Source organism: Stenotrophomonas sp. Sm6012, from assembly GCF_030985895.1.
Classification (GTDB): Bacteria; Pseudomonadota; Gammaproteobacteria; order Xanthomonadales; family Xanthomonadaceae; genus Stenotrophomonas; species Stenotrophomonas forensis.
The window spans coordinates 1-12,294 of the sequence record NZ_JAPTFX010000003.1 but is presented as its reverse complement, the minus strand read 5'-3'; the positions used below and the strand labels follow the sequence as shown (position 1 = coordinate 12,294).

Here is a 12,294-nt window from a genome sequence, read left to right as displayed (position 1 = left end):
CTCAGCGCTGTGCCGGCAGCTCCAGCCGATGCTTGCGGCACAGCCGGTACACCGTCACCCGCGAAATCTGCATCTGCCGTGCGCACTCGGACACGTTGTAGCCGGTGTGGCGCAGCGTCTGCAGCAGTACATCGCGTTCGGCCTGGCCGCGCGCATCATGCAGCATCGCGCTGGGCATTACCTCTGCCGGTTCGCCCAGTTCAAGGTCACGCTCGCTGATCAGCTCGCCCTCGGCCATGATCGCCGCCCGCTGCACCCGGTTGAGCAGTTCACGCACATTGCCGGGCCAGCCAAAGCGCCGCATTGCCTGGCTCGCTGTGGGCGAGAAGCCGCGTGCGCGCACCGTGTGGCGCCGCCGGAAGCAACGCAGGAAGTGCTCGGCCAGCAGCAGCACATCGGCGCCGCGCTCGCGCAGCGGTGGCATCAGCAGGCGCAGCACGTTGAGCCGGTAATAGAGATCGCTGCGGAACCGCCCCTGCGCCACCGCCTGTTCCAGTTCGACGTGGGTCGCGGCCAGCACGCGGACATCGGCACGCAGCGACTGGCTGCTGCCGACACGCTCGAACGTCCCCTCCTGCAACACCCGTAGCAGGCTGGTCTGCGCCTCGGCGGGCAGATCGCCCACTTCATCCAGGAACACGGTGCCGCCCTGCGCGGATTCGAACACGCCGATCTGGCGCTTGTCGGCGCCGGTAAAGGAACCGCGCTCGTGCCCGAACAGTTCCGACTGCACCAGGTTGGCCGGAATCGAACCGCAGTTCACTGCGATGAAAGGCTTGCCGGCACGCCCGGACAGCGCATGCAGCGCATGCGCGGCCAGCTCCTTGCCGGTGCCGGTTTCGCCGGTGACCAGCACCGGCAGCTCGACCGGTGCGAACTTGTGCAGTACCGTGCGCACCGCATGCAGCGCCGGGCTTTCGCCGATCAATGCGCGCGGCCCCTGCCCTGCACAGGCCTCGTCGGTGGGCGGATCATCCGCATCGAACTGGCTGCGCATCGCGCAGACCAGGTCCTGCAGGCCGAATGGCAGGGTGAACCGCGCAGGACAGTGCTGCAGCACGGGCAACCATGCCGACGGTGTGGCGCCTGCGCCCGGCGGCAGCACTGCCAGCCAGGGCAGATGCAGGTGCTGTTCGATCCATGGCGCGAGCAGCTGCAACGCCGTTGCGTCCAGGTGGCGGAGATCGATCACGGCCAGCAATCGATCACGGCCACGCAGCCCGATCGCCATGCCAGGGTCGGGTTGAATGCTGCGCACGTACCAGCCTGCGGCCGCGAGCGCGCTGCGCTCGTTCGGCAGCGGCTGGCCAAACCACAACACACAGCGCGAGCTTGAAGCTTCCGGGACCGCCGCCATGCTTCCCCCAGCATCCGGACACCGTCGGCGGACTGTCAGTCGATCGCCGGCGTGCCGCCCTCCGCCGGGATTTCCACGGCCACCTCGGCGGCCTTTGTTGGGCGGATCCTAGCGCCGCGCTAAACGGCGGCGCAATGGGCAGCGCGTCAAGAAATCACCGGCTGAAGCGGCACCGTTGCAGTCCGCGACGGCACCTGTAACAACAATGCGACAGTCGGCCGTCCCTTTGCCCTGTGGCGCCTGCGGGTTGCGCAATCCCAACAATTTCCCGACGCCGCTGTAACAGTCCGGCAGCACCCCACCCCCCCGCACCACCGGCATCGGCTGCTGCACCAGCCTTTGGCAGTTGGCACGGTTGATGCGTGGTTCCGCCGCACCCATCGCGGGAGATCGGCATGGACGGCACCACCCTGATTCGTGGCCTGGCTGCATCGCTGGCCCTTGCTCTGCTGGCCGTCGCCACGGCTGCAGGCGCGTCCGGTGCCCGCCAGGGGGTGAAGGCACAACCGGGCGAAATCGTCCTGTTGCGCGATGTCGCGGCCCGACCGGCCTACCGCATGGCGCCACCGGGCATCGCGCTGATCGCCGATCCGAAGCCGCAGCGCGAGATCGCCGCAGCGCTCGGAAGCGGTGACCCGGCCTCCGGAATGGATGAGCTCAGCGATGCCGACTACGCGGGGATGGGTGCAGGCCATTTCACCCCTCCGGCGGTAGCGGGCGGCACCACCGTTGAACGCGTTACCCAGCAGGCCCTAGGCGGCACGCTGGGCCGCAACGGCGACGGCATGGTCGGCAGCAGTCTGGGCGGCACGATGAGTGGCCCGCTGGGCGCGGTCGGCAACAGCACCCGTGGCATCGCCGATACGGTGCGCGGCGCGCTCGGCCAGTTCCCGCTGCAGGGCACCGCCCCGGCAGGTGGCAAGTGAAGGCCCTGGCGTGGCCGCTGCTGGCGGTGATCGCCGCGCCGCTGTCCGCATCGGCCGACGACTACAGCGGCATGCTCGCCTACCTGGACCTGACCCGCATCGAGGGCCGCGCACTGGCAGGTGCCAGCGGCGCCATCGCGGTGAACCAGGCGGCGGGCGATTTCAACCTGCAGGCCAATCTTCGCGGCATCGCCCGCGCTGAACGCGCCGATGTGGCCATCAGCGCGCAACAGCTGCAGAACGGCAACCGGGTGCTGTCCGCACCCCTGCATGCCGCCGCGCACATCGGCGGTGAGGCACTGGCGGGCGCCAGCGGCATAGCTTCGATCAACCAGGCCAGCGGCAGCGCCAACACGACGCTCAACGTCGTCAGCGCGACCCTGGCCCGACAGGGCATACGCGAAACCGACGACACGGCCCTGGCCGCCGAAGGTTCCGCGTTGGCAGGGGGGCGGGACAGCGTCGATCACGGCGCTGCGGCCGGAACCCGCAGCGCCGGTGTAGCCAGCACCGCACTGCGGGGATTCGACGGGGTCCTGCAACTCAATCAGATCGCGGGCAGCGGCAACGACACGGCCAACGTACTGGGCCTGGTCGTGCAGGACCGCCCGTGACAACCACCCACCGATGCACCATCCGATGAGAGAGAGGGCACCATGAAAGCGACCGTCAAACGGACCATGCTCGCCATGGCGATTGCCACTGCCTCGACCGCCGCTGCGGCCAATGGCTGGGACAACCAGAACGCCAACGCGAACATCAATCACAACCACACCGTCAGCGAAACCCGCAACGACACCCACAATCACACCGACAACGACGTACGCAACCGCACCGTCAACGTCAATGTGCAGAAGCACAGCACCATCCAGGCCGACGAACGCAAGGAAAAGAACAATCACGGCGTCGACGTGAACCTGGAAAAGGACCTGCGCCTGAGCACCGACGTCAATTTCTCCGGTGATCCGACCATCACCGGCGACATCGACCTCGATTCGGCGGCCATCGCGGTGATCGACAACCGCCAGTCGATCAGCAACAACGCCACCAGCAACAGCCTGGTCACCAACCGTGCCTCGATCGGCGACAGCGTAGGCGCAGGTGCGTCCGGCAACCTCGGCTTCAACGTGGTGTCCGGCGACAACAACGCGCAGGACAACGCCGCATCGCTGTCGGCGGCGGATGCGTCCTTCAGCTTCGGCATGGCCGACGCCGAAGTGTTCGTCAACCAGGCCGGGTTCGGCAACGCCACCCAGAACGCCGGCGCCACCAATGCGGCCACGCTTGGCGGCAATGCCTTCGGCGGTGCCTCGGGCAATATCGGCGTGAACATCGCGTCGGGCAACAACAACGAGCAGAAGAACGCGCTGGCCGCCTCGGTGGCGACTACGGCCGTTGCCCAATCCAGCATCAGCTCCAACCAGGTCTCCACCGGCAACACCGTCAGCAACGCCGGCTTCGTGCAGTCCTACACCGACACCGTACAGGTGGGCATGCGCGGCAGCGTCAATGGCCTGACCCTGGGCTACGGCGCCGGCACCTATCGCGGCACCGGCAATGCCTACCAGATGGCCAACTACTACCTGGATACGTGGAACGGCGCACTGCCGCATCCGGGTGGCAACAGCACCGGCCACATCGACCTGGACAACGAGATCCAGAACGCCACGATGAACCCCAACCGGCCGGGGGTGGGCGGCCTGGGCTTCGACACGCGTGAGAGCGGCACCAGCCAGTTCGTCGAGCTGGGCGTGGCCGATCTGTACGCCAGCCTCAGCGGTACGGTCAGCACCACGCGCTGGGTGAACGTCGATGCCACCAACACCTCGGCGTTGTCGGGCAGTGCCTTCTCCGGCGCCTCCGGCAACATCGGCGTGAACGTGGCATCGGGTACCGGCAACCTGCAGGCCAACAGCCTGGCCCTGGCAGTCGCCCAGCCCAGCACCGGCGGCGGTGGTGGCAGCGGCGAGTAAGTGCAACACCCCGGCCATCCGCCAATGACCGGGTTCCGGGAGCCCCTGTTCCTCCTCCCCCTTGGAACAGGGGCTCCCCCCTGCTGCCGGAGAACGCGATGTTCCGCTGCCGACCTTCAACCTGGCTGCTGGCGTGCCTGTTGCTGCTGGGCATCAACCCCGCGTGGGCGGGCGAGGTGCGCTTCAGCGGGGTACTGCCCAATGGCGCCCTGCTGCAGCAGAAAGTGGAGAGCATGCAGGAGCGGCGCTACCGCAACGTGGTGCGCCAGCACACCGATTACAGCTGTGGCGCGGCCGCACTGGCCACCATCCTGCGCCATGCCTACCACCTGGACACCGACGAGGCGACGGTGATCCAGGGAATGATGGGGGTTTCAGACCCGGCACTGGTGGCCGAGCGCGGCTTCTCGCTGCTGGACATCAAGCGCTATGTGGAGTCACTGGGCATGCGCGGGCGCGGCTACCGCATCGACGAAGCCCGCCTGCGCACCCTGCGCGTGCCCGGGCTGGTGCTGATGGACGTGCGCGGCTTCCGCCATTTCGTGGTGCTCAAGCAGGTGCGCGAAGGCATCGTCGAAGTGGCTGATCCGATCCTCGGAAACCGCAGCCTGGCACTGCCGGACTTCCTCGCCGCCTGGCCGTCACGCGCCGTGTTCGTGGTGATCGGCAGTGATTTCGATCGCAACACGGTGCTGCTGCAACCCAGCGAACGGCCCAGTGCCCGCGCGCTCTACGCGCGGCAGGGGCCGATCACCGATGCCGAGCTGGTCGACTTCGGCTTCAGCCATGCCGACCTGTTCTGAAGGAGGCTTCGCCATGATCCGTCTTCCCCTGTTGATGACCCTGCTGCTGATGCTTCCCGCGCTGCCGGTGCGGGCGGCGGAAGCAGCACCGGGTCGCGGCCTGAAGGAAATTCCCGACCCCGAACTGAACCTGATGCGTGGCCGCTACACGGTGGGCGGCAACAGCGTGGCCTGGTTCGGGGTGACGATGGTTTCGCAGTGGCAGGCCAGCAATGGCACGGCCCTGCAGGGCACGTTGACCCTGGGCATGGATTTCCGCGGCGGTGGTGCACCCAAGCTCAGCTTCCAGCCCAGCGTGCATGTCACCGCCGCCGACGCGCCGCTGCCTGCCACAGCGGGCCGCAGCATCGACAGCAGCGGCCTGGCCAATGTCAGTGGGCTGGTGCAGAGCGTGCAGGTCGCCGGCGATGGCAACGCCGCGCGCAACACCACCACACTGCTGGTGCGTGACGGCGACGTTCCCGCGATGCAGTCCGATGGCGCGCACTCGGCCAGCGCGCAGCAGGCCGGGGTGAGCGCCAGCGCCGTGCTCGATGGCAATCAGGCGCGCCTGCAGCTGCAGATGGATGGCCAGGGCCTGGTACAGCAATGGATACGCAATGGCAGCGTCGGCCAGGGCATTGCCCTGGCCGGTGACGGCCAGGCAGCCAGCAACCAGCTGCGGCTGGAGCTGGTACGCAACACCGCGGGCGGCAACCTGCCGTTGAGCCAGAACGTGGCCCAGGCGATTGCGTTGAACCGCGGCATGGGGCCGGGCCAGTAGTACGGCGCGGCATTGGGGGACGCGTTCCACAACGCAGGACACGAACATGCATACCCTTCTGAGGATCACCCCGTTGGCGCTGGCGGCGCTGGCGGGCACCGCCCTCGCCGCGCCGCCCACGGCCGACGACAACGCCGACGTGCAGGCCCTGGCCAACCAGCTGGAGCAGCTGAAGAGCAACTACGCGCAGGAAGTCCGACGCCTGCGCGAGCTCGACATGCAGGTGCAGGCGATGCAGGCGCGATTGAGTGGGCGCACGGGGCCTGCCGGGCCGGCAACAGCGGCGGCAGCCGGCACGGGCATGGAAGTCGAGCATGGCTCGACTCTACAGGCAGCGCCGGGACAGACAGCGCCCGGCGGCGAAGGCTACGCCAGCACTGCGGCCGAAGCGCAGCAGGCCAGGCAGGAGTCGCGGCGCAGCGTGGATGATGTGAAGCAGCAGCAATCGGCCCTGTTCTCGCGTCGCTTCACCATCGAGAACAGCCTCACCTACGCCCGCTATGACCGCAAGCAGCTCACTCTCAATGGTTTCCTGGCACTGGATGCGATCTTCCTCGGCAACATCGCCATCGAGAACGTCGAATCCGATTCGCTCACCTACAACCTAGCCGCACGCTGGGGCGTCAGTCCCAATCTCACCCTCAACCTGGATGTGCCGTACCTCGCACGGCGCACGGTGTACCAGAAAGGCGGTGCCGGGGGTGCGGCCGCCGCCATCGCCCAGGAAGAGACCAATGGCAATGGCCTGGGCGATATCGGCCTGAGCGCGAATTACCGCCTGTTCGGTGAGCGCGGCTGGCGGCCTGAAACCGTGCTTACCGCCGGGGTGACCGCACCCACCGGGCGCGCGCCCTACGGGCTGGACTGGAAGGTGATCGAGCGCGACGACGATGACTACATCCGCTTCGCCGTACCGAAAGAACAGCCCACCGGCAACGGCGTCTGGCAGGCCAATGTGGGCCTGTCGATGGTCAAGACCGCCGACCCGGCCATCCTGTTCGCCAATCTGGGCTATGTGCATTCGTTTCCGCGCGGCTTCAACGACATCGACAGCAACCCCGACACCGTCAATCCCGGCGATGTGAAGCTCGGCGGTTCGGTGTATTTCGGCGCCGGCGTGGCGTTCGCGTTCAACGAACGCACCAGCCTCAGCCTGTCCTTCAGCGACCGCATCAGCGCCCGCGCCTCGACCCGCTTCCAGGGCGGGCAGTGGATGAAGGTGATCGGCAGCGATGCCAATGCGGCGTCACTGAATCTCGGCGTGACCTATGCGCTGAACCAGCACACCACCCTGGTGACCCTGCTCGGCATCGGCCTGACCCCGGATGCGCCGGACTTCACCCTGGCCTTCAAGATCCCGTACATGCTCTAGCCCCCGTGGGCCGGCGACGGCGTGGCTGTGGCCCGCCGTCGTCGATTCCGCCGCATCGGCGAAGATCCGCGCAATGGCACCGCATTGCGCGTCGATTCGGCCGATTCCCGCAGTCTCCCCGTTTCTAGCATGCCCCTGAGCCGGCCATTCCCGGTCGCGCACTCATGCAGGGGCATTCGCATGGCAAACATCGCAGAGGACGGCCAGCTCGGCTGGATCGTCAGCAAGCGCCCGACCGTCCAGGGCATCGACATCGGCAAGGGCGGCGAGGCGTTGACCGACAACACGTATGGCATCGAAATCGAGTTCTGCACGCACGACAGCGTGATCTTCGCGTTCACCCACGTGGTCGCAGCTTGCTTCGACATCGCCGGCACCGAGCCATGGAAGCTCGAATCCGATTCCGGCAACGTCTTCGAACTCGTCACGCCGCCGCTGCGCTTCGGCGCCATTGATCAAGCCTACGCCTTCAAGGAACAGCTTGTGGCGATGCTGCAGGCGTCCATCCAGAAAGCAGAGACGCAGGGCGTCAACGCCATCACGCTCGGCGACTGGGCGGGACAGTTCGCACCCAAGCTGGTCGAACTGCTCAACACCCACATCAACACGGGCCAGCTGAAACTGGAGCTGGTGGCACTGAAGGCCATCGACTATGCCAGCTGGAAGGAGGTGGGCGAAGGGTTGAACGTCGGCAATGTAGACGATGGCATCAACATTCCCGCCGGGCTGCTGCGCCACAAGCTGCGCAGGCTCGACTGGGAAAGCTATACCCCGGGCATCATCCTGGCCCGTTGCAGCAAATTCTGGTCCGAAGGCTACGCCTCGCAGATGAACCTGCCGATGACGCTCAGCGGCTACTTCCTGTACATGATGTACAAGACCCACGACAAGCACTACTCGCAAGCGGTTCGTGCACAGCAGGAGCTGAGTGGCGAAAAGGCCGGGCAGAAGCTGACGGCCTGGTACTGGCGGCATGTGCTGCTGCAGGCGTGGTGCAGATACCAGCGTGCACTCGGCGTGGAACCGGAGGCGAGGAAGCTGTTCGCGCCCGAGGCGATTGGCCGCTCCGCCCTGCTCTACCTGGTGGTTGGAAAACTGCTGACCGGCGCCCTGGCCGAACTCGGGGAAGCGCCGCAGCTGGAGCTGCAGCAGAAGGCCTGGGATGCCGGGTCCACCCGCGCGATCGATGCCGACGAGCCGGAGGTGACCCTGGGTGACTGGGCCCCGTACCACAGTGCGCTGAAAGACCTCACCGGCATCTGGCTGAAGGCTTCGCTGATGGATGTCATGCGAACCCAGAACCTGCAGACCTATACCTGGGCCGTCACCGAGCTGCCGCGGGTGCTCGCCAGGACCGACGTGTGGGAGAACGCGCTTCTGAACTGGAAAGGGATGGAGCGGATCAAGGCGATGGGTTCAACCATCGAATGGACCGACCTGGAAGAGTTCGCCGAGCCTGAGCGACGGCAGGTGCTCTACGAAAAGGTGGTCGAGGTGGCCGGAAGCCTGGCCGAGCATCTGAAACACCTGTCCCCGGACAAACCCGGGCCACCGGATCTCCCTGACGAGAAGGATCGGCCGTTCCTCGATCGGCGCAATACCCCGGCGTGGGAGGCCCGCTACGACACCCTCCTCCCGCCCATTGCACCGCGTGAGAACACGCGGAACGAATTCACCTACCTGATCGAGCATCGCAACCACTGACACATCGCCCTGATCCGCGCTGCCGCCCTTCCATCCACTGCGGCAGGCACGACGCTGTTCCAACCGGAGAAACGAAATGACACAGGTCTACGCAACACTTCGCTCGGACGATCAGTACCTGATCGCACGCAAGCAGATCACCAATGCCTGGTGGAGCGGCTATGCCGCGCCGGTGCTGGTGGCCGAGGCGGCGTCCGCCCTGACCACGGTGGTGAACGTTGCCGCAGGCAGCGCCGTCAATGCCGGCGCGGTCGCCGCCATCAACGCATCGCTGGCCAATGCCGTGCTTGCAGCGACGTCTGCGTGGCCCGCGGGGGCTGCCGCCAATGGCGTCGCCACGCGGGATGCCATCAATCAAGCGGCCGTTGCGGTCAACAACGCCGGCCAGGTCCTGGCGCAGCTGCAGGCAGCATTGCCGACGGTGCTGGCCGCCGTGGACCGGGCCGCCGCCATGGGGGCGGCCGATTGGGTCGCGGGTGGAGGGGCCGTGCCGGCCTGGGTCCAGCTTCAAAATGTAGGCATCCCCGCATGGCCGGACCCGAACCTGCAGGCGATCGTCAACGCCGCACAGCGTCGCATTTCGGGCTGGGCCGGCTCGCAATCGCCGCGCCTGGTGAACCAGGCCGGGCAGTGGGCACTGCCCGGGGGACGCATGTCGGATGCGGAAACCGCCGAGCATGCGGCCAGGCGGGAATTCCAGGAAGAAACCGGGGTCGAGCTGGACGCAGGTTATGTGATGGCCTACCACACGCTGTTCCAGACCGCGCCGGGAGGTGCCGATTTCTACCTGGTCTGCTTTGACCTGCCCGGCGGCCAGGACATCGCCGACCTGGTGACACGGATCAACGCGAACCTGATGGCCCAGACCGGTTGGCTCAATCGGCCGACCGCCGGGTCGGTGGTCGACTGGGAACTGGATGCGGTCTGCACCGTGGCGCAGGACGAGCTGAGCAGCTCTCTGGGGACATACCAGCCCGTCTCGATTCCCGACACGCTGCGGCCGGTCCCCGTGCCGATGCCCGCCGGAGGGCTAGCCCTTGCGGCGTGGGAGCGCAGGCAGCGACGCTTTGCCGAGTCCCAGTCCATCGACTGGTACCTGCGCATGGCCCGCTACATTGAACAGCAGTAGGCGGGCGACGCGGATGCGGAGAAATCGATGATGCGGCGACGCCCCCCCCCGCATCACGGCCCCGCTCTTCACACCATTTCCCCCGCATTCTCCGTCGATTCCACCAATCCAGCCGCAGCGCTTGTTTCTACTCTGCATCCACGGTGAAGCACACGCAGTTACGCACCACGCACCGTGAATCTGGATACCACGCACTTCCACCTTTTCGCAGGAGCAGGACATGGCATTTCCAACCGCGGTAAACGACCAGATCACCGATTCGGTCACCCAGGCCAACACCAAGGTACTGGGCGATGCGCCCGCCGTGGCGGTGGGCAATCTGTACCAGGCCACCGCACAGGCGCTGGCCAATGCGGCCCACAACGCGACCAACGCCCAGCAGCAGTCGTATGTGACCGCACAGTCGGCCACCACCATGGGCGTGGCCACGCTGTACTCGATCGATACCGCCACCACGGCCGTGGCCAGCAAGGAAATCCTCAGCACCCGCGTCCGCGGCCTCGGTTCCTGATCCGTCGTTCCGCAGCTGACCCGCCAACCTCAAGGAGCTCGACATGGCATTCCCGACCGCAGTAAACGACCAGATCACCGATTCGGTCACCCAGGCCAACACCAAGGTGCTGGGCGACGCCCCCGCCGTCGCCATGGGCAACCTGTACCAGGCCACCGCGCAGGCGCTGGCCAACGCCGCCCACAACGCCACCAATGCCCAGCAGCAGTCCTACGTGACCGCGCAGGCGGCCACCACCATGGGCGTGGCCACGCTGTACTCGATCGATACCGCCACCACCGGCGTGGCCACCAAGCAAATCCTCGGCGCGTGATGCGCCGGCAGGCAAGGAGCTGAGCCATGGCATTTCCCACGGCCGTCAACGACCAGATCACCGATTCGGTCAGCCAGGCCAACCTGCAGGTGCTGGGCGTGGCCCCCGCCACGGCGATGGGCACGCTGTACCAGGCCACGGCACAGGCCCTGGCGAATGCGGCCCACAACGCAACGCTCGCCCAGCAGCAGATGTATGTCACGGCGCAGGCCGCGACCACGATGGGCGTTGCGCTGCTCTACGCCGTCGATACCGGCGCCACCGGCGCCGCCACCCGGAAGATTCTCGGCTGATTCCACTAAGTGCCGGCAGTCTCCGTTCCTGTAGTGCTGTCCACCCAAGGAGTTTTCACCATGGCATTTCCCACCGCCGTCAACAGCCAGATCACCGATTCGGTTTCGCAGGTCAACACCAAGGTCCTTGGTGATGCGCCGGCCATCGCAATGGGCAATCTGTTCGTGGCCACCAGCCAGGCACTGTCCAACGCCGCGCACAACGCCACCAACAACCAGCAACAGTCCTACGTGACCATGCAGGCCTCGACCACCCAGGGCGTGTCCACGCTGTATGCCATCGACACCGCCTCCAACGGCGTAGCCACCCGCGAAATCCTGGGTCTGCGCTGACGTGTCGGCCCGGCGTGACGCCCCCCTCAGCGCCCCCGCCCGGGTGGCGTCACGCCGGGCCCCTGTCTGATGGCCGCATCGCCTGCCACCGGCTACCTGCTGGACGCTGCCAGCGCCGGCTCGGGCCTGGCGATCGCCCTCGCCCCGTCGTTCGCGATGTCCGCCACTTACCTGGCGATGGCCGACAGCCTGGGCCTGGCCATGCAGAACGCCGTGGCCAACCAGCAACGTGGCCAGGTCACCGCCGGCGCCAGCCTGGCCCAGGTCCTGGCCCTGATCATCCAGAAGGGAGCCGTTCCATCATGAGCAGTGAGAACACCGTCAACAGCCAGATCGTCGACAGCGTCAGTGCCGCCTCGACCCTGCTGGTGGCCCAGGGGCCGGCGCAGTCCTTCAGCATGCTCGACATGGTGATGCTGGAGACGCTGGGCACGGCCATGCACAACGCGGTTGCGCGCCAGCAGGGCGCGGGCATGGTCAGCAACGCCGCGGTCACCGCCGCCTGCGCGAAGATGATCAATGCCCCCTGGCCGGTGCCACCGCCGCCGCCGCTTCCCCCGCCGCCGCCACCGCCGCAGGTCATTCCCCTGCCGGGACCGGTGCCGGCGCCGCCTTCGCCCGCGGCGGTGATCGCCGCGGCTACCGCAGAAGGAAAGACCGCCATCAGCGTCCTGCAGGCACAGACCCACGGTGCCACTGCCGACGCTGCGGCCGCCACCGCCAGCCTGCACACGCTCGAACAGCTTGCAGGCGACGGCGCGGCGCCCACGCCCGGCCCTGCGCCCGACTCCACGCCCGGTCCGGAACCGGCAGCGGG

At 67.1% G+C, this 12,294-nt stretch carries 15 protein-coding genes; 14 read left to right on the top strand and 1 reads right to left on the bottom strand.

Translation table 11 applies throughout. The annotated features are described in order from the left end of the window. Position 1 precedes the first annotated feature (1 nt). A complete protein-coding gene (locus tag O0J73_RS01095) occupies positions 2-1,357 on the bottom strand; it encodes a sigma-54 dependent transcriptional regulator (protein ID WP_308307811.1) in 1,356 nt (451 codons plus the stop codon). 395 nt (positions 1,358-1,752) lie between these two features. Between O0J73_RS01095 and O0J73_RS01090 the strand changes: the two genes are divergently transcribed. From O0J73_RS01090 to O0J73_RS01025, 14 genes are all read left to right on the top strand, one after another. After that, entirely contained in the window at positions 1,753-2,283 is a 531-nt protein-coding gene (locus O0J73_RS01090; protein WP_308307810.1) for a hypothetical protein, read from the top strand. Then, positions 2,280-2,897, top strand: a complete 618-nt coding sequence (locus tag O0J73_RS01085; protein ID WP_308307809.1) for a hypothetical protein — start codon at positions 2,280-2,282, stop codon at positions 2,895-2,897. Before O0J73_RS01090 ends, O0J73_RS01085 begins: the two co-directional genes overlap by 4 nt. A 42-nt stretch (positions 2,898-2,939) precedes the next feature. Beyond that, a complete protein-coding gene (locus tag O0J73_RS01080; protein WP_308307808.1) occupies positions 2,940-4,256 on the top strand; it encodes an adhesin in 1,317 nt (438 codons plus the stop codon). Positions 4,257-4,354: 98 nt separating this feature from the next. Further along, positions 4,355-5,059, top strand: coding sequence for a C39 family peptidase (locus O0J73_RS01075; protein ID WP_006446620.1), 705 nt, complete (start codon positions 4,355-4,357; stop codon positions 5,057-5,059). 13 nt (positions 5,060-5,072) lie between these two features. Beyond that, positions 5,073-5,822, top strand: coding sequence for a hypothetical protein (locus O0J73_RS01070; RefSeq protein ID WP_308307807.1), 750 nt, complete (start codon positions 5,073-5,075; stop codon positions 5,820-5,822). Between the two features lie 46 nt (positions 5,823-5,868). Then, positions 5,869-7,194: a transporter gene (locus O0J73_RS01065; protein WP_053508550.1), complete on the top strand. Its 1,326-nt coding sequence runs from the start codon at positions 5,869-5,871 to the stop codon at positions 7,192-7,194. 84 nt (positions 7,195-7,278) lie between these two features. Then, entirely contained in the window at positions 7,279-8,898 is a 1,620-nt protein-coding gene (locus O0J73_RS01060; protein ID WP_308307806.1) for a hypothetical protein, read from the top strand. Positions 8,899-8,974: 76 nt separating this feature from the next. Beyond that, positions 8,975-10,027 carry an NUDIX domain-containing protein gene (locus O0J73_RS01055; RefSeq protein ID WP_197565049.1) on the top strand — a complete coding sequence of 351 codons (1,053 nt, stop codon included), beginning with the start codon at positions 8,975-8,977 and terminating at the stop codon, positions 10,025-10,027. Positions 10,028-10,247: 220 nt separating this feature from the next. Further along, positions 10,248-10,538, top strand: a complete 291-nt coding sequence (locus O0J73_RS01050; RefSeq protein ID WP_005416648.1) for a RebB family R body protein — start codon at positions 10,248-10,250, stop codon at positions 10,536-10,538. A gap of 43 nt (positions 10,539-10,581) precedes the next feature. Next, positions 10,582-10,851, top strand: a complete 270-nt coding sequence (locus O0J73_RS01045; RefSeq protein ID WP_005416649.1) for a RebB family R body protein — start codon at positions 10,582-10,584, stop codon at positions 10,849-10,851. A 26-nt stretch (positions 10,852-10,877) separates the two neighbouring features. After that, entirely contained in the window at positions 10,878-11,144 is a 267-nt protein-coding gene (locus tag O0J73_RS01040; protein WP_006446865.1) for a RebB family R body protein, read from the top strand. A gap of 60 nt (positions 11,145-11,204) precedes the next feature. Then, positions 11,205-11,477, top strand: a complete 273-nt coding sequence (locus O0J73_RS01035; protein ID WP_005416651.1) for a RebB family R body protein — start codon at positions 11,205-11,207, stop codon at positions 11,475-11,477. A gap of 69 nt (positions 11,478-11,546) precedes the next feature. Continuing rightward, the gene (locus O0J73_RS01030) at positions 11,547-11,783 is read left to right on the top strand and encodes a RebB family R body protein (RefSeq protein ID WP_008265905.1); all 237 of its coding nucleotides are present in this window, start codon (positions 11,547-11,549) and stop codon (positions 11,781-11,783) included. Next, on the top strand, positions 11,780-12,294 hold a 515-nt coding region (locus O0J73_RS01025), incomplete at its 3' end, for a RebB family R body protein (RefSeq protein WP_308307805.1). The genes O0J73_RS01030 and O0J73_RS01025, both read left to right, overlap by 4 nt.